The 20,224-nt window shown below is 37.8% G+C and carries 15 protein-coding genes and 1 pseudogene; 15 read left to right on the top strand and 1 reads right to left on the bottom strand.

Annotation, left to right across the window (positions count from 1 at the left end; translation table 11 throughout):
• The first annotated feature begins 7 nt into the window (after nt 1–7).
• The 6 genes from ABIE29_RS11080 (at nt 8) to ABIE29_RS11055 (ending at nt 7,436) form a co-directional block, all read left to right on the top strand.
• Nucleotides 8–2,173: a polysaccharide biosynthesis tyrosine autokinase gene (locus tag ABIE29_RS11080; RefSeq protein ID WP_429618737.1), complete on the top strand. Its 2,166-nt coding sequence runs from the start codon at nt 8–10 to the stop codon at nt 2,171–2,173.
• 134 nt (nt 2,174–2,307) lie between these two features.
• The gene (locus ABIE29_RS11075) at nt 2,308–3,048 is read left to right on the top strand and encodes a glycosyltransferase family 2 protein (RefSeq protein ID WP_429618736.1); all 741 of its coding nucleotides are present in this window, start codon (nt 2,308–2,310) and stop codon (nt 3,046–3,048) included.
• 5 nt (nt 3,049–3,053) lie between these two features.
• Entirely contained in the window at nt 3,054–4,289 is a 1,236-nt protein-coding gene (locus tag ABIE29_RS11070) for a lipopolysaccharide biosynthesis protein (RefSeq protein WP_429618735.1), read from the top strand.
• Between the two features lie 31 nt (nt 4,290–4,320).
• Nucleotides 4,321–5,148 carry a glycosyltransferase gene (locus ABIE29_RS11065; RefSeq protein WP_429618734.1) on the top strand — a complete coding sequence of 276 codons (828 nt, stop codon included), beginning with the start codon at nt 4,321–4,323 and terminating at the stop codon, nt 5,146–5,148.
• Nucleotides 5,138–6,391, top strand: a complete 1,254-nt coding sequence (locus tag ABIE29_RS11060) for an O-antigen ligase family protein (protein ID WP_429618733.1) — start codon at nt 5,138–5,140, stop codon at nt 6,389–6,391. The genes ABIE29_RS11065 and ABIE29_RS11060 overlap by 11 nt, the downstream gene beginning before the upstream one ends.
• Nucleotides 6,381–7,436: a glycosyltransferase gene (locus tag ABIE29_RS11055; RefSeq protein ID WP_429618730.1), complete on the top strand. Its 1,056-nt coding sequence runs from the start codon at nt 6,381–6,383 to the stop codon at nt 7,434–7,436. The genes ABIE29_RS11060 and ABIE29_RS11055 overlap by 11 nt, the downstream gene beginning before the upstream one ends.
• Here ABIE29_RS11055 and ABIE29_RS11050 read toward each other — a convergent pair.
• Entirely contained in the window at nt 7,416–8,582 is a 1,167-nt protein-coding gene (locus ABIE29_RS11050; RefSeq protein ID WP_429618728.1) for a hypothetical protein, read from the bottom strand. The two genes, ABIE29_RS11055 and ABIE29_RS11050, sit on opposite strands and share 21 nt — an antisense overlap.
• Before the next feature lie 162 nt (nt 8,583–8,744).
• On the opposite strand from ABIE29_RS11050, the gene ABIE29_RS11045 reads away from it, so the two are divergent.
• The 9 genes and pseudogenes from ABIE29_RS11045 to ABIE29_RS11005 all read left to right on the top strand — a co-directional run bounded on the left by ABIE29_RS11045 (nt 8,745) and on the right by ABIE29_RS11005 (nt 20,223).
• Nucleotides 8,745–10,643: an acyltransferase family protein gene (locus tag ABIE29_RS11045; RefSeq protein WP_429618727.1), complete on the top strand. Its 1,899-nt coding sequence runs from the start codon at nt 8,745–8,747 to the stop codon at nt 10,641–10,643.
• A gap of 232 nt (nt 10,644–10,875) precedes the next feature.
• Nucleotides 10,876–11,280: pseudogene (gene tnpA, locus ABIE29_RS11040) on the top strand (IS200/IS605 family transposase).
• A 1,146-nt stretch (nt 11,281–12,426) separates the two neighbouring features.
• On the top strand, nt 12,427–13,449 hold the full coding sequence (gene galE / locus ABIE29_RS11035) for a UDP-glucose 4-epimerase GalE (protein ID WP_429618726.1): 1,023 nt from the start codon (nt 12,427–12,429) through the stop codon (nt 13,447–13,449).
• 667 nt (nt 13,450–14,116) lie between these two features.
• Entirely contained in the window at nt 14,117–15,526 is a 1,410-nt protein-coding gene (locus ABIE29_RS11030; protein ID WP_429618723.1) for a mannose-1-phosphate guanylyltransferase/mannose-6-phosphate isomerase, read from the top strand.
• Nucleotides 15,527–15,540: 14 nt separating this feature from the next.
• Nucleotides 15,541–16,917, top strand: coding sequence for a phosphomannomutase CpsG (cpsG, locus tag ABIE29_RS11025; RefSeq protein WP_429618720.1), 1,377 nt, complete (start codon nt 15,541–15,543; stop codon nt 16,915–16,917).
• Nucleotides 16,917–17,711, top strand: a complete 795-nt coding sequence (locus tag ABIE29_RS11020; protein WP_309048707.1) for an ABC transporter permease — start codon at nt 16,917–16,919, stop codon at nt 17,709–17,711. The genes cpsG and ABIE29_RS11020 overlap by 1 nt, the downstream gene beginning before the upstream one ends.
• Nucleotides 17,711–18,922 (top strand): ABC transporter ATP-binding protein, encoded by a 1,212-nt coding sequence (locus ABIE29_RS11015; protein ID WP_209555158.1) that lies wholly within the window; start codon nt 17,711–17,713, stop codon nt 18,920–18,922. The genes ABIE29_RS11020 and ABIE29_RS11015 overlap by 1 nt, the downstream gene beginning before the upstream one ends.
• Entirely contained in the window at nt 18,919–19,785 is an 867-nt protein-coding gene (locus ABIE29_RS11010) for a class I SAM-dependent methyltransferase (protein ID WP_429618717.1), read from the top strand. The genes ABIE29_RS11015 and ABIE29_RS11010 overlap by 4 nt, the downstream gene beginning before the upstream one ends.
• Before the next feature lie 21 nt (nt 19,786–19,806).
• Nucleotides 19,807–20,223 carry a hypothetical protein gene (locus tag ABIE29_RS11005; protein ID WP_429618715.1) on the top strand — a complete coding sequence of 139 codons (417 nt, stop codon included), beginning with the start codon at nt 19,807–19,809 and terminating at the stop codon, nt 20,221–20,223.
• Nucleotide 20,224 lies beyond the last annotated feature (1 nt).

Below are 20,224 nucleotides of genomic sequence, written 5' to 3'. Positions count from 1 at the left end.
AAATGAAATGTCTTTAAAGAATAATAAATTGCTTTCATCTGATACTAATCCTGATGAAATTAATTTATCAAAGATGATAGGTGCTGTAATTGATCATAAATGGCTAGTAATAGCTGTTACTTCGGCTTTTACCTGCCTTGGTATAATTTATAGCCTTTTTGCAACTCCTGTATATCGTGCTGATGCACTGGTTCAGGTTGAACAAAATATTGGTGGGAGTATTTTAAATGATTTAAGCCAAATTATGCCAGGAGCCTCTCCAAAGTCATCAGCTGAGTTGGAGTTAATAAAATCTAGATTAGTAATAGGCAAGACAGTAGATGATTTAAACTTAAGTGTACAAGTTGAGCAAAAGTACTTTCCAATTCTGGGGCGTGGATTTGCAAGATTGATGGGAGAAAGAGTTGAAAGAGTTGCTATTAAAGCCTTAAAAATTCCTGAGCAGCTAATAGATGAGACTTTGGTCTTAACAGTCGAAGATAAAAATACTTATTCGTTGAGTTATAATGATAAGGTACTTGTCAAAGGACAGTTTGGTAAAGCAGAAAGTAGTAATAATATTTTGATGCTAATAGATAATATCAATGCTACATCTGGGCGTCAGTTTGAAATTGTAAAAGTTCCAAAAATATTAGCAATTGACAAATTACAGAATGATATTAATGTTAATGATGCGGCGAAAGACTCAGGAGTAATTCTTGTTAGTCTTGATGGTACTGAACCTAATCAAATACAGAAAATAGTAGATTCAATAACAAAAAACTATTTATTACAAAATATTGAAAGAAAATCTGAAGAAGCAGGTAAAAGTTTAAACTTCCTTGAAGTTAAGCTGCCTGAAATTAGAGCTAGCCTTGATGTGGCGGAAAGTAAGCTGAATGAGTTTAGGCAGAAAAATGAATCAGTTGATTTATCGCTCGAAGCCAAGTCAGTATTAGACTCAAGTGTTCAATTGGACGGGCAATTAAATGAGTTAACTTTCAAAGAGGCGGAAATATCAAAACTTTATACAAAAGAACACCCTGCCTATAGGACCCTTTTAGAAAAAAGAAAAGCATTAGAGCTTGAAAAGGAAAAGTTGAACTTAAAAGTCGAGGGATTACCGAAAACTCAGCAAGAGATACTACGGTTAACTCGGGAAGTTAGCGCCGGACAAGAAATCTACATGCAATTGCTTAATAAAGAACAAGAGTTGAGCATAACTAAAGCTAGTACGGTCGGTAATGTAAGGATCATTGATAACGCTATTACTCAGCCAAAGCCAGTTAAACCTAAAAGAATAATTATTATCTTGGTTTCATTGATTTTTGGATTTATAGCATCTATTTTCTATGTTTTTGCACGTATATCTTTCCATAAAGGAATTGATAGTGCAGAGCAATTGGAAGAGTTAGGTATAAGTGTTTACGCTAATATACCGTTGTCAGTTTGGCAACAGTCAAAAGATGCAGCTAGTAAGAGGAAAATGAATCCGAATGGTGATGGAAGTGAAATTCTTGCTATAGAAAATCCAGCAGACTTGGCTGTCGAAGCCCTGCGTAGTTTGAGAACCAGTCTTCACTTTGCCACTATTCAAGCTAAAAATAATATCTTAATGATATCAGGTGCTAGTCCTGGGATAGGTAAGTCTTTTGTGAGTCTAAACCTTGCAACTGTGATCAGTATGTCTGAAAAACGAGTTCTTCTCATTGATGCTGATATGAGAAGAGGTTACTTACATACACAAATAAATTTAAAGCCAGGAAGTGGTTTATCTGATTATCTATCCGGAGTTGAACCAAAAGAAAATGTAATTAAGAAAACAAAAGTAAACTCACTTGACTTTATTTCAAGAGGAAATACGCCACCAAACCCATCCGAATTGTTAATGACATCACAGCTTTCTGATTTGCTTGAGTGGGCTAGCAATAACTATGATTTAGTTATTGTAGATACTCCTCCTATTTTGGCGGTAACCGATGCTTCTATTATAGGCAGATATGTTGGGACAGCGTTAATGGTTGCCCGCTTCGGTGCTAATACTCCGAAAGAAGTTGATGTTAGTATCCGCAGGTTCGAGAGAGATGGGGTACCAATCAAGGGCGTAATACTTAATGCTGTAATAAGGAAATCAGCCATAAGTTATACTGATGGAAACTATAGTTATGGATATGAGTATAAAAGTAAGGAATAGTTAAAAATAGGGCCGATATATCCTCGGCCTTCTTTTTATTATTAAGATGCATTGCATTTATATTAGCAAATAAATATAACTTAAAATACCGCATCATTATTAAGTAAAGGCTAAATTGAGAAGGAAATAGTTAGATGAAAGTCTCTATCATTACACCCACCTATAACTCAGAGAAGTTTATTAAAGAAACATACTCTTCCATTTTCAGACAGACATATACGAATTGGGAATGGCTTGTTACTGATGATTGTTCTGATGATGCGACTAAAGATATCTTAGCTGAAATTGCTCAACAAGATAGTAGGGTTCGAGTATTTCATAATGAAAAGAACTCAGGAGCGGCAGTAAGTCGCAATGTTAGTTTATCGCATGTTTCCGGTGCGTTCATAGCGTTTATTGATAGTGATGATATTTGGCTGCCAACTAAATTGGAGGAGCAAGTGAAATTCATGGATGAAGATAAAAACTTTTCTTTTACACCTTATTTCATAATTACCGAGGATGGTAATGATTGCGGGAAGGTTATCGATATGAATGTTGGTGACAAGATTGGATATAGAGATCTCCTCAAGAAGAAGGCAACTTTAGGTTGTTCCACTGTTATGATTAGAAATAATGGAACAATCAGCATGCCACTGAGAAGGACGGGACAGGATTATGCGCTATGGTTGAGTATGTTACGAGGAGGAGAAAAACATGCATATATATATAAAGCTCCACTTACAAAATATAGAATTGTTAAAGGTTCTATTTCGAGAAACAAGTTTAAGAAAGCAATTAGCCAATGGGGTATATATAGAAAAGTTGAAAAGTTAGGTTATTTTGATTCGGCTGTCTTTTTTGTTCATTATGCATATAGGGCGGTGTTTCGTTAAAAATCATGAAAATAAAAAAAATACTAGAAAATTTTTTAAGTTTGGCTAGCATTAATGTACTAAATTTGTTAGTCCCTTTACTAACGTTGCCTATTTTTGGACGTTACTTGACACAAGACCAATTAGGCAAGTATTTTTTATTTTCCTTTATATTTCAGTTTTCTGTGACGGTTATTGAATTTGGGTTCATATCTGTTGGTAGTAAAAAACTACATGTTGCAATAAAAGATCATGGAACTAGAGGGATGAATGAATTCATTTCAAAAGTTAATGGTTTTAAAATATTGATATTACTGATATGTGCTGCAGTGACATTTGGATACCTTTATTTCTCTCCGGTTGGCGTTAACATACCTGTCTTGTTATCACTAATGATAATAGGTTGGATCGGCTCTATATTTACATCACAATGGTACTTTATTGCGATTTCAACGGTCAAGAAACTAACCTTGATAATATGTATATCAAGAATTATTAGTGTGGCTATTGTCCTTCTTTTATTAAACCATCATAAGAGTGAGTACTTGGCTTTTATCTCTGTTGTATTGCCATCAGTCATCACTGCTGCCGTTGTTGTTACTGGAAACTTAAAGTTAGGTGGAGTTTCTTTCAAAGGGTGCCTAAGTAACTATAAAGATTCTGCTGATGTTTTTTGGGGGGATTTTGCTAATAATTTTTATAATATGCTGCCAGCAATATTTATTGGTGGGTACTATCATGGAGCTCAGTTCTTAGTTTACTCTATTCCTAGTCGGATCTCTTCGGCAACTATAAACCTTATGTACTCATTAGCTCGCGCTATTCTCCCGTTCTTGATAAAAGAAAATACATTGCCAACTGAAAGTAAGGTGAATAAAAAAGTAATATTTGGCTTTTTCTTCATCTCACTTCCATCTGCACTTATTGCATTTTTCTTTTCTGATCAACTGGTTGAGTTTTTCCTCGGTGTCAGGAATGAAGATGTTTCATATGCTACAAAATTAATATCACTTGGTATTTTTTCTAGTGCTTTTGTTTTTGCATTTGGACATATGCACTTCCTTGCTAGAGGTGAGTATATAATTTATAGAAAGGTAAACCTTTACGTTTCTATTGTTTCAACTATACTCGCTATTATATTTATATATAAATATGGTGCATTAGGTGGAGTGATTACTGTTGTTTTTGCTAGAACTTTATTAGCTATTTCATTTGCATATTTTTATGCCATTTACTGGAAAAAAAATAAATCATGTTCTTAAATCTTTTTGTGATTTATATAAAGGGGGGGGTATGAAAGCCGAATTACTAATTTCCACGTGTAATGATAGAATTTCTGGATTATATGATTTGGTCAAAAAAACAGCACAGGAAAATTCTATCGGTGTATTGATCGTTCACCAAGTATTTGATGATATAAAAAATGAGGATTATCAATCAATTTATTCAATAATCAAAGGCTTTTCTGAAAATGTACGAATAATACAAATGAATAGAAAAGGTTTATCTGTAAGTAGAAACGAAGCCTTAAATAATTCAATTGGTAAGTACTTACTGATATGTGATGATGATGTTGATATTTCTATATCTGGTATTCTTTCAGTATGCGATGAGTTTGAAGAAAACCCCGATTCAGATATTATGTTCACTCAGGTATTAACCCCTGAAGGCGAATACTTTAAAAAGTATAAAGATATAAAAAATGAAAATATCTATACTCTTGCTGGAATAAGTTCAATAGAAATCTGTCTTAAAAGAGAGTCATTCATACGATCAAAATTACAATATGATGAACGCTTTGGACTGGGAGCAGAGTATCCATCTTGTGAAGAATTTATTCTTTTAACTGATGCTTATAAATATGGCCTTTCTATGAAGAGAACAAAAATTAATGTTATGACTCATCCAAAGGAATCCTCAGGAAAGCAACTAACTAATGATGCAATATTAAGAGCTAAGGGGGCTGCATTCTGTCGTGTTTACGGTATGAAAAAAGGTTTGTTGATTACAATAATTTTCTATATTAAAAAAATTATAGATGGTGATTTGCCTGGCGGGAGTAAAATTCACTTTTTAAGAAAGATACTTTCTGGTACCAGGGATATTCGACATGATTTTTAAGCGAGTGGCGTCACTTTCAATTTTTGCAATATTTATACTTTCACCTTTCCTTGGGATGTTAGTATCGCGAATACCAATAAATATTGGTGGCGTGTCAATTACTGGAGCTATCAAGGAGCTATTACAAGCGGTAGCTATATTTTCCTTGGTATTTTTAGTCCTGGCGCAGGACCGAATATTTAAAAGTTATATTGCTACTATAGTTTTTATTTTTTTATTAGTTATGTTCTTTACTATTCTTCGTGCCGATAATCTATCACTATATTTTGAGGCTTTTAGGCTGCAATTTGGTTATATTATTATTTTCATCCTCTTGCTAATAACCAGATGTGATATCATGGATGTTGATTTATTACTTAAGGTTATATCAATTCAATTTTTCATTGTACTAATAGTGGGTTTTCTGGAGTATCTTAACCCGGCAATAATTACACTTCTTTATGGTATTCCTAAAGCAGAAATGAGTAATGTTACGTTGGCTATTGGTGATCGTTTAATTTCCACAATGGAGAACCCAATAAACTTAGGCGCATTCCTTTGTATCGGCATTGTAGCATTCTATTGTTTTTTTAAAGAAAATAGATTTTTTCATTTTTATTTTTGGCCCATTTGGGGACTATGCCTTTTAGAGGTAGGGTTTACATTTAGCAGGACAGCGGTCATAGCATATGTGTTTGTTTCACTTATTATTCTTATGGACAGAGTGAAGAATAGGGATGTAGGTATATTTGTAATAATGTTATTACCGATATTAGGCTGGGGAGTTTTTGGCTTTAATTTTGAAATTGATATTAGTGCCGTAGTGGATAGGCTATCAATATTGTTGTCAGGTGATGCCATATCTGGAAATCAACGTGTTTATAACTGGAACACAGCATTCGGCCATTTCAAAAGCTTTGACGACTATTTATTCGGGCTAGGTTTAGGTATTTCCAATCCTACCTTTGATAAAGGTGGGTTAATAATTGAAAACTCATTCTTGACATATTTCATTGATGGAGGAATTATTGGTTCATTGATTTACTTGATTATAAATATTATTTTCCTTTTCAAAATAATAAAAATCAAGACTAAAGCCAAACTATTCTTATTTTGTTTTTACCTTGTGTTTTTTATATTTTCTTTAGCAAACGACTTCAATAGAAACTTTCCTTTCGTTTTCTACTACTGGATGCTTTTCTATATTGTTTGTTTTGATATGAAAAAAAATATTAATGATGAGGTTGGTTTTAATGAAAGTTAGTCATTTTGTCTATAACTTGGATAGCTATAGCGGAGCTGCTTTTCAGGCATATAAGTTGGCAATAGTATTATATGAAAAATATAATGTTGATTCGATTTTTTTAAATTACTCCAATGCAGATGATGTAAAGAAACCTGACGGTTACTTCTCGGTATCGACAATAAGGAAAAAATCAAGTTTAATTTTTAAATTTTTTTCAGTTTTAAAATTGATAATAAAAACCGATGTTATACATCTGCACGGATTTCACCGACTTCCATTAGTGATTAATTTCTTTATAAGAAAACCCGTATTGTTCAAATCGACTTTAGATGGACATGACGATTTAGAATCGATACAGAGAAAAAGTCCATTCTTCTTTAAATGTATATTCAATAAGCAAATTTCCGCCAATAATGCTTTAACTATTGATATATATAAAAAGAATAAAAAATTTTTGAATGAAGAAAAAATACTAGTAATTAATAACGGTATTGAGTTAGTTGGATCACCAATTTTTGATAAGGAAAATATATATGTTTGTGTTGGTGCTGTTGTTCCAAGAAAAAACGTTGACAAGGCAATAGTGTTCTTTATTAATAACCTTGAAGCTACAGATAAGACCTTGTATATCATTGGACCAAATAATGATGGGATACCAGAATTTAATAAAGAGTACTATGCACATTGTTGCAAATTGGCAGTGGGGCATAATATTGAATTCGTAGGTAATAAAAGTAAAAACGACTTATTTTCTTATTATGGAAGAGCAAAAGGAATACTGTTCTTCTCAGAAAGGGAAGGGATGCCCAATGTTTTAATTGAAGCTATGGGGAGCAATTGCTTTCCTATTGTTAACGATAACTATAAAGTTTCACTTGAGGTAATCGGTGAGTTATATCCAAAAGAGGGATATAACGACAGGCAGCGTGATGAGTTAGAATCCTTGATTGAGTCTTCAGTTGCATCATCGCTGCCTTATAAAAGGGCTCTCCATTTTTCAATAGATAAATCAGCTAAAGCACATTATGATCTGTACCGGAAGTTAATTGGAAATATTAATTAATTCACTGAATAGCGGTGGGATGTAAATAGCCTCCTTATCACCAGTTGCGTTAATGTGGTTGGCTAGTTGTTTCTTTAATTCACTATTTTTTACTTCTACTTTATTGTAGCTTGTATTAACGATAGCCAACCATTTTTCATTTTTTGTACTATAATATTTATATATTACAGATCCATTTGTTGACATATATGTGTTGTCATTTTTTTCGGATAAAGATACTCTGATTAATTTTTTAATTTCCGGAATGGCATTCTTTAAATTAGATATGTTTTCCATAGCCATTTCTTTATTTGCCTGGGCTCTACCATACTCATTATAAAAAAGATCATTATACGAGTAGAATAGTATTCCATTGGCACCTGAAATTATTGCTTGGTATGCTTGATTTTTTATTTCTTTAGTGGTTGGTAAATGATAAGGCAAATCTTTTTTGTATAGTGACCAACTCATTATTTGTATTATTGCCCAGGTTGAAGATGGATTTTTATTTTTTACTTTGTTAACATATTCAGAAACAGAACCTAAGTTTTTTCTTAATCCGATAGGGTAACTATCAATGGAAAGAATATCGGCACTATTTTTGGCTGTGGATAGCTGATTTACTTGTTTTTCAGAAAAAACCTGAATTACAGGTTGGGTATATCCATTCCTTCTTATTTTAATATAATTGTTGAGTATTTTTTTTTTGTATTCTGATGGGAGTTCGTCGTTTATATTGAACCCAATAATATTTTCTTTATGCTGTAGGTTGTTTAAATATCTATCTAAGTAGTTATCATCAAAATCTTTTGGGCTCCACTTTAAACCAGAATAAAAGTCCTTTAGTGAAAGAATGACATATAAATCATTATCTTGAGCATGCTTAATAAATTCATTTACGTCGGTTCTGTAACCGTAATTATAGTTAGTTATTGTATTCAACCCTAGGCTCTTTATTATTTTTAGATCTTTTTCATCTGCGAAGGTTGAATATATTCCTAATGGAAAGATTACATGCTTGTTTTTATTTACTATATTTCCTCTTTGATTTATTGATGAATATGCCTTTTCTACCTGAGAGGTTGATGGATTCGCGTTTGCTAAACCTAAAACACATGTGTTGACTATTAAAAATATCGATGTTTTCTTAAAGCATGTTAAAAGCATAAGGAGCCCCTCTTAAATAAGATATTTATTATGGCGATATTTTTCTTCTTGTCAATTCTTTGTTTTATATAACGCCTTTCTTTTGTGTATGATTGTAAATTTTCTGATTAATTCATAATTAAAATATTTTGCCTAAGAAACTGATAAGCTGAGAGATTAGGAATGTCAAAATTAAGTTTTCGCGAAGATATTAATGGGTTACGTGCTTGGGCTATAATAGGAGTTGTACTCTTTCATTTCAACCTTGTTGGTTTGAAAGGAGGGTTTGCTGGTGTTGACGTTTTTTTTGTTATATCCGGTTTTTTGATGGCTGGTATAATAAAAAAGGGGCTGGATTCTAAAGTTTTTTCTGTTTGGAGATTTTATAAGGCTAGGGCAAAAAGAATAGTTCCTCCTTTGTCGATATTGGTGCTTGTTCTTTTAGTAATTGGATATTTCAATCTCTCATTTTTAGAGTATAAGAGTTTATCCAAACATGCTGTAGCCTCTCTTCTATTTGTTTCTAATATAATATATTGGAGTGAGTCTGGGTACTTTGATGCCGACTCTCATGCAAAGGAGCTTCTTCACACATGGTCACTCTCTGTTGAGTGGCAATACTATATGGCTATACCTTTCTTGTTTTTATTGTTTTTCAAAATGTCTAAAAATAATGGGTTGCTGTGGTGTAGTATCATGGTTTTCATTATTTCATTTATTCTTTGCGGAGCGCTCTCTAGTTTAAAACCCTCTGTGGCATTCTATTTTTTGCCCACTAGGGCATGGGAGTTATGCTTTGGCGGTATTGTTTACCTTATTTCAGAAAAAGAAAGTGCCTTATATTATTTCGAAAATAAAAAAAATGAATATCTTGGGTTTATTCTTATTGGCTTATCATACTTTTTAATTTCACCAGAGAACACATGGCCTGGTTTTTTGGCAATAGTACCTTGCTTGGGGGCGGCGCTTGTTATTTTATCAAGGCAGACAAACTCTTTTCTTACGGGGAATAAAGTTTTTTCATATATAGGAAGGGCGTCATATTCTATTTATTTATGGCATTGGCCAGTTGTTTTTTACTTATGGTTAAATCAAGTTGAAAATAATATTTTTTATATTCTTCTGGGGGTTCTTTTTTCCTTTGTTCTTGGTGCGTTTTCTTTCTCCTATGTCGAGAGAAAACTAAAGGATTATTATTTAACTAATGTGTTTGTTTATGTTTTTTGTCTGGCGCTAGCACTCGTAATTTATTTCAATGATGGTTTTATTAATAGGTCTGAAAACGCTCGATTATTAAATAATGTAATGATGGTTCATCAGATGCCACGTGCTTCTAATGGGTATTGCTTCTATGATTTTAACGATGGTCATTCAGCTAAATTCTCTGAGAAAGCGGCTAATTGTGTCCTCGGTGATAAAAGCTCAAAAAAGAAAGCATTGCTTTTTGGTGATTCATTTGCGGGACAGTATGAACCTTTCATAGATGTTGTAGGGAAGAAGTATGGCATTAGTATTAATGCTATAACAACCAATTGGTGTTATCCTGGGTTAACTAATGGCTATACAGGTCAAAAATCAAATCCTGCTTATAAACAATGCCTGTTTAATAGGCGGTATGTGGAAAAGAATCTGAGTGATTATGATGTTATTTTTATTTCAGGGATGTGGAAAGATGTTTATGATAAAGGATTTATTTACGACACTATCGATTTTATCAATTATGCACATAAATTAAATGTCCCTGTTGTTATTTTAGCTTCTCCTAAAATTTACGATATTGATATTTACGCAAAAGCTCTGTCGAAAATATTTAAAAACAAAACGCTAGACCCTAAGGATATTACTAGTAACCAGGATGAATCCTCCAATAAGGCGCACGAGTTATTTAGTGGGATATCTAATGGGAGGGATATTATTTTCTTGGATAGAAAGTCTATCTATGGTGACAAGGAGGGGTATCTGTCACACGGGTTCTTTATTCCTTACTCACTTGATGGACGCCATATTTCTCAAGATAGTTCTCGATTGTTAGGTGAAGACTTTATCAGTAAAAATAACTTCATGTTTCCTGGTAAGGGTTAAATTGCTATTTTTGGAAAAATTAGCCTCTCCTTACTGCTCTGCTCCTTAGTTAAATGATAATGAGCTTTGTGGGCTAATGAGATGTAGTGGTTAAACAACAGCTGTCTTTGATTGTCAGCCTTAAACCACCTCCAAGGGCGGTGGTGATTGAACCTGTGAGGCTCTAGCCTGAAGGAAACCCATGCTGGAATATTTCACCTTACTCACCACAAGATAAGAGGAGATCACCAACATGGGTTTATACAGGAGTTCATCACATGTGTTCCGGCGTTGCAAATACCACCTTGGTTTAGCCCCCGAAGTATCGATTTAAAATACTTCGGGACAAGGTAGGGGGAGGAGCTGTACCGGACGATTTACATTCTGTGCAACATGAAGGATTGCGAAGATTCTTGAGCTATATATTCAACCTGATCATGTTCATTTGGTGATGATAGTGCCACCTAAGCTGTCGATATTGACGTTGATGGGCGTCCTGAAAGGACGCAGTGCTATTCGTCTTTACAACCGTTTTCTACATATACGAAAGAAACTATGGGGCAATCATTTTTGGGCAAGGGGATACTTTGCCGATACGGTTGGTGTAAACGAATAAATAACCAGGCGATATGTGAGGCATCAGGATAAGAAGGACTAAGAGGTCAAACAGCAAATGGAGTTGTTACAGGATTAACTCGGATATTGCCCCCTTCTAGGGAGCGTCGTGTAAAGCCACCTCCTCAGGAGGTAGTCTTTTACTTTTCACATAAATAACCATTTTAAGGTCACACTATAAAGACCTACTAAAAAACAGCACTATTGTTATCTGCATGATGTGAACCCAGCTACTATTTATCACTAGCTCAAGCATCATCAAAATGACACCTTCATTTCAATTCATGCTGCCTTTATTCCCTTATGATAGGTTTTCTTTGAAAATGAAGGCGCCGACACGGTGACTGTCAACCTCTCCATGGCTGTTAGCCAGGGCAAAGGGGGGCTGTACTCTTTGTTAGGCTGCTATGTTGGTTATCAGGCGTTGCTCGATAGTGATCAAGAGGTCAAGGGGGCTGTTAGGAGCAAGTTCTTCAAGTTGTTTACTGCCAACAAAAGTCTTATAGCCAAACTTGCTCTAGACACAAATCGTGAACTATACAAGGTTGAGCGCAAAATCATACACCGGCTACGGATAATAATGCCAATGGTGACAGCGCTATGTGAAGTCCTTGTCTGGAACCCCCTTGATCATTGATTGTTGTTGCTTCAACGCAGGCAGCCCCCCAATCTAAGGTGCTCAAGGCGCAGGGCTACACCTTGAAACGCGGTCGGTGTTGCTGCGCTAACTGGGCAATTGCCTTGTGCGCATAGGTAACAAGCTGCATCCATCGTGTGGTTGTGGGCCGCAAGTACTTGCTGGTTGCTGGATTATAGCGTACGGATAGCTGCAGATGCTCTTTATAGCCTGCTGGAAACAGCTAAACTCAATGGCTACTACCCTGACCTCTGGTTGCATGATGTGTGTTGACTCGCATGCATACCAACTTAGCCCAACATCTGGTGGAACCATACGCCGAAGACCGTTTCGGTTAAAATCCTTCAAGCTTATTACATCATTTAGATCACACAATGCGAATTCATTGTTCGCTTATGATTAGAGCTGAGGGGGCTTATTGCGACGTATCCTATTAATCCAGTTATCCACGTTAAATTTACCTGACAGGGTAGTCGCCGCAAATTTCAAGGGTAGAATAGTCACCCGCTGCCTTACCGTTTTCCACACCCATTGCACATGCAAGGAGTAACAATGGCAATTCTAGTCACCGGTGGTGCCGGGTACATTGGTTCACATACAGTCTTAGCTCTACTAGAGCGTGGAGAGGATGTCGTCGTTCTAGACAACCTGTCGAACTCTTCTGAAGAGTCACTACACCGCGTGGAACAGTTAACAGGTAAAGCGCCAGTCTTTTACCAAGGCGACATTCGGGATGCGGAATGTCTTAAGCGTATCTTTGCTGGGCACCGGATCTCCTCCGTGATCCACTTTGCTGGCCTGAAAGCGGTAGGGGAGTCAACCCGCAGACCGTTAGAGTATTATCAGAATAACGTCTCTGGCACTTTGGTACTGCTCGATGAAATGCGCCGAGCCGGAGTACATCAGTTCATCTTTAGTTCTTCAGCCACAGTATACGGTACCCCAGAAGAGGTTCCACTTGTTGAAACTTCCCGTGTTGGCGGAACCACCAACCCTTACGGCACTTCAAAACTGATGGTTGAACAGATTTTGCAAGACTTTGCTAAGGCTGAACCAGAGTTTTCAATCACGGCATTGCGTTATTTCAACCCGGTAGGGGCACACGAGTCTGGCCGTATTGGTGAGGATCCTAATGGCATACCGAATAACCTGTTGCCATATGTTTCGCAAGTGGCTATCGGCAGACTTGAGAAGTTATCAATTTTTGGTGATGACTATCCAACCCCGGATGGTACTGGCATTCGTGACTATATTCATGTCATGGATCTAGCTGAAGGGCACCTGAAAGCTATCGACCATATTGATGTTCAAAAAGGCTTCACTGTTTATAACCTGGGCACGGGTAAAGGCTACTCTGTATTTGATATGCTACGTGCATTTGAAAAAGCATCTGGGCGTAAAGTTGCGTATCAGGTCGTCCCTCGTCGTGATGGTGATATTGCGGAGTGTTGGTCAAACCCCAGCTTGGCAGCAGAAAAACTGGGATGGCATGCTGAACGCGATTTGGAGACGATGATGCGCGATGCTTGGAATTGGCAACAGGGTAATCCGCGGGGGTATTCCACTGAAAACTAAGAAAATTTCTTAGTATTGCACATTCTTAAAAAGCCCATTCACGGGCTTTTTTTTATACTTATAAAATGATAAGTACGCTATCAATTTGCTAGCTTTGTTATGAAAGTTAGAGGTTTCTTCTATCTTAATTCATTAATATAAAATAAATTTACTGATGAGTCGGAGGGCTAGTTCAATAAACCAACAACCGTTTTCAGATTAAACTGAAAGAGTGGACAATGTACAGGTGTTTTGTCCGCTTAGGTGGTAGCATACGCTACAAAAATTCGATCCAATTGGCCGTAAGTACCTTTTCGGGTAATGATCGTGTGCCTTGTTGTGTGCTTAACTCAACATAGGTGTTGGACAAAAAGTAACATTTATACTTAATTTCAGTCTGTTGGTAGCTGTTGAGCCAAGGGCGGTAGCGTGCTTTTTTTGACCTGGTAGTGAGAAAAGGCTTTTTTTGGTTGTTTTTTGACCGCCTGACCACGGTACACCATTATACTTCATGATGTAACAAAATATGAAGGTTCGAGTAAGAATCAGAATAATGACATATTGGCTGCCAAGAGGATTTAAACTGAGTGATGACTTGAGAAAGCGAGTAAAGACTGCGATTGGCGTATTTTTATTAAGTGTTTGTATTACCTGAAGCTTTTTAGCTTAACGTAATAAAGGATAAATAATGTTACTACCCGTAATTATGGCAGGCGGCACTGGCAGTCGTTTATGGCCAATGTCCCGTGAACTCCATCCTAAGCAATTCCTGCGTTTGCATAGCATCCATTCAATGCTGCAAGAAACGTTAAGACGGCTTGATGGTGTCGGCGTCAGTGAGCCTGTCGTAATCTGTAACGAAGATCATCGCTTTATGGTTGCTGAACAACTTCGGCAGATCGACATGTTATCGCATAACATCATTCTGGAACCGGTAGGGCGCAATACTGCTCCAGCGATTGCACTGGCGGCATTGAATGCAGTTGCTCAGGGCAATGACCCTATCATGTTGGTTCTGGCGGCCGACCACATTATCAATGATGTCGAAGCATTCCATCGTGCCATTGACCTGGCACTGCCACATGCGGCTGCAAAGAGTCTGGTCACTTTTGGCATCGTCCCCACCGGGCCTGAAACGGGTTACGGGTATATTCAACGTGGGGAATGTAAGAATGGTTCGGTGATTGCGCCTGTTCAACGGTTTGTAGAGAAGCCTGACAGTGAGACGGCACAAAGCTATATCGAGACCGGTGAATACTACTGGAATAGCGGTATGTTTATGTTTCGCGCCAAGCGCTATCTGGAAGAGCTGGAAAAATTCCGCCCAGATATTCTTGCTGCCTGCCGCGATGCACTTGCTAACACTGAATGCGATAAAAATTTTATCAATGTTGATCGCGATGCGTTTTCTGCCTGCCCAGATGATTCGGTTGACTATGCGGTAATGGAGAAGACTCACGATGCGGTGGTCATTCCCCTTGATGCTGGTTGGAGTGATGTCGGATCTTGGTCGGCGTTGTGGGAAGTAAGCAAGAAAGACTCGGCGGGTAATGCGCTAACTGGGGATACTTTCCTCTATGACTCCCATGACTGCTACATCAACACTGATGAGAAACTGGTCGCTGCTGTAGGTGTAGAAAACCTGGTGATTGTTAACACCAAAGATGCTGTGCTGGTGGTAGATAGATCAAAGGTTCAAGATGTCAAAAAGATTGTTGAACATCTGAAGAAGAACAAGCGTAGTGAATATCGTCGGCATCGTGAGGTATATCGTCCATGGGGCCGTTGCGATATTTTGGTTGCCGAAAAACGCTTTAACGTCAACCGTATTACCGTGAACCCGGGTGAAGCATTCTCTTTACAAATGCACCACCATCGGGCTGAGCATTGGGTTGTGCTTTCTGGCACCGCGAGAGTGACTACTGGCGACAAGACGTTCTTGATTACCGAGAATCAGTCAACATTCATCCCAGTTGCGGTTATCCATCGTTTAGAAAACCCAGGCAATATTCCGCTAGAATTGATTGAGATTCAGTCTGGATCTTATCTTGGGGACGATGACGTTATCCGCATAAAAGATCACTACGGGCGTTGCTAATTTTTGAGGTTTTAATGAACAGTTTAACATGCTTTAAGGCTTATGATATTCGCGGTCAACTTGGTGAAGAGTTAAACGAAGATATTGCTTACCGCATCGGTCGAGCCTATGGCGAATATTTAAAGCCAAAGCGTATTATCGTGGGTGGCGATGTGCGCTTAACGAGCGAAGCATTAAAATTAGCTTTGGCTAATGGCCTGCGTGATGCCGGGGCAGATGTTTTTGACATTGGGTTAAGTGGGACAGAAGAAGTTTACTTTGCCACATTCCATCTCAATATGGATGGTGGAATCGAGGTTACAGCAAGCCACAACCCTATGAACTATAACGGGATGAAGCTGGTGCGTGAGAATGCACAGCCTATCAGTGGCGATACAGGCCTGTTTGCGATTAAGGAATTGGCCGAAATGAATAACTTCGCTCCGGTTGATGAAAGCAAACGTGGTAGCTATCAGCAGATCTCCATTCTGAATGATTATGTAGATCATCTGTTAGGGTACATTGATACCAAGACGCTAAGCCCAATGAAGTTGGTGATCAACTCAGGGAATGGTGCTGCCGGCCATGTGGTCGATGAGATTGAACGGCGTTTCAAGCAAGATAATGTGCCCGTTTCCTTTGTTAAGGTCCATAACCAGCCGGACGGCCAATTCCCAAATGGTATTCCCAACCCCTTGTTGCCAGAGTGTCGTGCTGATACCGCAAAAGCGGTATTGGAGCACCAAGCTGATATGGGGATCGCGTTTGATGGCGATTTTGATCGCTGTTTCTTATTTGATGAAAACGCAACCTTCATTGAAGGCTACTATATCGTTGGTTTATTAGCCGAAGCATTTTTACAAACCAATCCAGGTGCCAAGATTATTCACGACCCGCGGTTGTCATGGAATACCATTGATATTGTTAACCAGGCTGGCGGGGTAGCGGTTATGTCTAAGACCGGTCATGCATTTATCAAAGAGCGTATGCGTAAAGAAGATGCCGTTTACGGTGGGGAAATGAGCGCGCATCACTATTTCCGCGACTTCGCCTACTGTGATAGTGGGATGATCCCGTGGTTGTTGGTGGCTGGTTTACTTTCTACGAAACGTAAGGCACTGAGTCAGTTGGTTGGTGCTCGTATGTTGGCCTACCCTGCGTCAGGCGAGATTAACCGTAAAGTAGAACGACCAAATGACGTAATTGAACGGATTCGCACTGTTTATCAACCCGATTCAATTAGCATCGATTTAACTGATGGATTGAGTATCGAATTCGATGACTGGCGTTTTAATTTACGCACATCTAATACTGAGCCTGTAATAAGACTTAACGTTGAGTCAAGAGCTGACACTAGTATAATGAAGACTAAAACAGAAGAGTTGCTCACTTTGTTAGGTGGGAATAAATAATGAAAGCATTGTTAATGTCGATATTCAATTATCGAGGGTTTATTGGTAGCAGTATTAAGCGAGATTTTCAATCAAGATATAAAACAAGTATGCTTGGTGCTGCGTGGTTAGTTCTTCAGCCCTTGGCCATGATTATTGTTTATACTGTTATTTTTGCAGAAGTAATGCGAGCAAGGATGCCAGGCGATACAGGTCCATTTGCATATAGTATTTATATCTGTGCGGGGTTATTACCTTGGGGCCTTTTTGCTGAATTGGTTACGCGTTTACAGACTGTCTTTGTAGATAATGCTAATTTTTTAAAGAAGATTAACTTCCCTCGGATCTGTCTTCCGGTTATCTCATTGGGAACCTCTTTCATTAACTTTGTCATCATTTTTAGCCTCTACATTGCATTTTTACTGTTTACAAATAATTTTCCAGGGATTTATATTCTTGGCATAATTCCGCTGTTAATTATCCAAGTGCTTTTTGCCTTGGGGTTAGGTATTACATTAGGCGTTTTAAACGTATTTTTTCGTGATGTTTCACAGTTTATGACTATTTTGCTTCAATTCTGGTTCTGGTTCACACCAATAATTTATATCATTGATGTTTTGCCTAAGTGGGCTAGCCAATGGCTAATGCTCAACCCAATGACAGGACTCATTGTGGGATATCAAAGCATTTTTGTAAAAAAACAATGGCCAGATTGGAGTAATTTATATCTAGTTGCCACGTTGTCAGTGATACTTTTGATAACTGCATTTCACTTATTCCGGAAGCATTCCGGCGACATGGTAGATGAATTATAATGAGCAGTATAATTGTAGAGAATATTAGTAAGTCTTATAAAAAATACAATAGCCGTTATGACCGTCTTATTGAATGGTTTTCTCCATTCAAGAGTTGTAGGCATAGTGTTACCACAATCCTCGATGGTATCAATTTTACTGTTAATCCAGGCGAAGCCGTGGGGATTATTGGTATCAATGGTGCAGGTAAGAGCACACTGTTGAAGATTATCACTGGTACAACTGCGGCTACGACAGGGAACGTCAAGATTAATGGACGTGTCGCTGCATTGCTTGAACTGGGCATGGGATTTCACCCCGATTTCACCGGGCGTGATAATGTTTTCATGTCTGGACAATTACTTGGTATGTCAATTGAGCAAATCAATGAGCTCATGCCTCACATTGAAGAATTCGCTGAAATAGGTTCGTATATTGATCAACCTGTACGTACCTACTCTAGTGGTATGCAAGTACGTTTGGCTTTTAGCGTGGCAACTGCGTTGCGGCCAGAAATTTTAATCGTTGATGAGGCACTTTCTGTTGGGGATGCTTATTTCCAATCCAAGTGTTTCTCTCGAATTAAAGAGTTTAAATCACGTGGCACAACCCTGCTGATTGTGTCCCATGATCAAGCTGCAATTGCCAATCTTTGCAGTCGAGCTATTCTTCTTGAGAAAGGCAAGATTGTTGCTGATACCGTACCAACTGACGTTATGAATTTATATAACGCTAAGTTATCTAAGACATCTGATATTATGGAGGTAAAACTTCATGAAGGTAAAACTATATCAGGAGATCTTCGTGCGGTAGTCAATGATTTTTACGTTATTGATAGCAAAGGTTCAAAAGTAGAGACGCTCACTGTCTCAGAGAAATACGAGCTTTGCTTTGAAATAGATAATAAAGAAGTCAGTTCTGGGCTTACGTTGGGTTTCCATATCCGCGACAGGCTGGGCAATGTTATTTTTGGTACTAATACGTTAGCATTAAAAGCTGATATTTCCAGTTTAGGTCCTAAGTTAGTTAAATTTGTTCTAAATATGAATATTGGAGTCGGTGAGTTTTCTGTCTCTGCGGCGTTACATAAAGAGCGAGACCATTACGAGGAGTGTTATCACTGGGTTGATGGTTTGGGAGCTTTTCATGTGGTTGCTCCAGAGAGAATATTCGTTGGCAGCGCATGGTTAGATGCTGACTGTCAAATAGTTGATTTGGAGAAAAAACTTTGATCTTAAATTACTTTAAGCGCTTAACTCAACATTTTAATGATTCTGTAACCCATAACAAAACCGTGCTTGAGGTTTTGGATGGTTTGAATAATAAAGTTGATTTGTTAGGTGGAGAGGTTGAAAGGTTAAAGGAGATACAGGTAAGTATCCAAGAACGGCATTTAGAGAATGAATTGGCTGAAGTTAAGGATGGTTTAGCTTCCCAAAAACAAAGCCTTCATCAAATTGATCATACTGTACATACTGTTGCGGACCGTCTCGAATTTGTGCGTGAAGAACTGATGTTTGAGCTTCGGGTGAAGACAGGGTCCTTTAAGGATAAGACGGAATCAGCCAGCATCGAAAGTAAAGTGATTAATAGCGAAAAGTTTGATGCTGGTGTTCGAAGCATCAATGTTGGGTGTGGCCATGTGCAGGTAGAGGGATACATCAATGTTGATGCACGCGAGATCCCTGGCGTTGATGTTATTGCGTCAGCGCAAGACTTACCATTTGCGGATGAAAGTCTGCAGGAAATTTATTGTGCGCATTTAGCTGAACACTTTACTGAGCTTGAGCTTAAGAGAATCATATTCCCCCACTGGTTCAGCAAAATCAGTAAAAATGGTCAATTACGTATTGTTGTCCCAGATGCACATAGCATGATTAACGATTATGTATCCGGTACGATGAGTTTCGAAGACTTACGTAAGGTGACTTATGGTGCACAAGATTACGATGGTGATTTTCACTACACAATGTTCACAACAGCCAGCCTGAGCCAGTTGCTTACTGAAGCTGGTTTCAGTCATGTTTATGTTGTAGAGGATAACCGGAAAAATGGATTGTGTCGTGAAATGGAATTGATCGCAAATAAAGTGTGATCGGCATGCTGGGGTTAATTTATGAGTCATAATATGCTTGATGAAGTTAATAATAAATTAAGGCAGGAGATACTTAGGGAACGGGAGGTAAGAAACACGGCACAAGACTCTTATCTTTCTGTTATTCCTAAGAGCCTTCGCTTTCGTGCTGCCTCTGAACAGTATCATATGAAAGAAATAATTGCCTTATGTAAAGATGATTATCGCGATTTGGTCGTTGCATTAATGACAAAGGACTTACGCGATAATATCAAAGGGTATTACATTATTGATAAATTTCGCTCGCGACCTCTTGTTTTCGTTAGCTTACTTTCGTTGCATCCTGCTGCAAAAGTGAAACTTCTAGGAAAAACGCGGTTCATTGCAGTTAAATTCTTGATGAAGAATCCACGCTTAATGGATGTTGCCAGAAAGATATATAGAAAATTCAAGGGGTAAG

Origin of the sequence: Serratia sp. 2723, from assembly GCF_050434425.1 — a bacterium.
Taxonomy (GTDB): domain Bacteria; phylum Pseudomonadota; class Gammaproteobacteria; order Enterobacterales; family Enterobacteriaceae; genus Chania.
This window is presented reverse-complemented; position numbering and strand designations above follow the sequence as displayed.

What these genes read in the sequence shown, in the direction of transcription:
- ABIE29_RS11045 (WP_429618727.1), top strand. Translation starts at nt 8,745, where the DNA reads ATGTCAAAATTAAGTTTTCGCGAAGATATTAATGGGTTACGTGCTTGG.
- cpsG (WP_429618720.1), top strand. Translation starts at nt 15,541, where the DNA reads ATGAACAGTTTAACATGCTTTAAGGCTTATGATATTCGCGGTCAACTT.
- ABIE29_RS11080 (WP_429618737.1), top strand. Translation starts at nt 8, where the DNA reads ATGTCTTTAAAGAATAATAAATTGCTTTCATCTGATACTAATCCTGAT.
- ABIE29_RS11050 (WP_429618728.1), bottom strand. Translation starts at nt 8,582, where the DNA reads ATGCTTTTAACATGCTTTAAGAAAACATCGATATTTTTAATAGTCAAC.
- ABIE29_RS11015 (WP_209555158.1), top strand. Translation starts at nt 17,711, where the DNA reads ATGAGCAGTATAATTGTAGAGAATATTAGTAAGTCTTATAAAAAATAC.
- ABIE29_RS11020 (WP_309048707.1), top strand. Translation starts at nt 16,917, where the DNA reads ATGAAAGCATTGTTAATGTCGATATTCAATTATCGAGGGTTTATTGGT.
- ABIE29_RS11060 (WP_429618733.1), top strand. Translation starts at nt 5,138, where the DNA reads ATGATTTTTAAGCGAGTGGCGTCACTTTCAATTTTTGCAATATTTATA.
- ABIE29_RS11070 (WP_429618735.1), top strand. Translation starts at nt 3,054, where the DNA reads ATGAAAATAAAAAAAATACTAGAAAATTTTTTAAGTTTGGCTAGCATT.
- galE (WP_429618726.1), top strand. Translation starts at nt 12,427, where the DNA reads ATGGCAATTCTAGTCACCGGTGGTGCCGGGTACATTGGTTCACATACA.
- ABIE29_RS11065 (WP_429618734.1), top strand. Translation starts at nt 4,321, where the DNA reads ATGAAAGCCGAATTACTAATTTCCACGTGTAATGATAGAATTTCTGGA.
- ABIE29_RS11075 (WP_429618736.1), top strand. Translation starts at nt 2,308, where the DNA reads ATGAAAGTCTCTATCATTACACCCACCTATAACTCAGAGAAGTTTATT.
- ABIE29_RS11005 (WP_429618715.1), top strand. Translation starts at nt 19,807, where the DNA reads ATGAGTCATAATATGCTTGATGAAGTTAATAATAAATTAAGGCAGGAG.
- ABIE29_RS11055 (WP_429618730.1), top strand. Translation starts at nt 6,381, where the DNA reads ATGAAAGTTAGTCATTTTGTCTATAACTTGGATAGCTATAGCGGAGCT.
- ABIE29_RS11030 (WP_429618723.1), top strand. Translation starts at nt 14,117, where the DNA reads ATGTTACTACCCGTAATTATGGCAGGCGGCACTGGCAGTCGTTTATGG.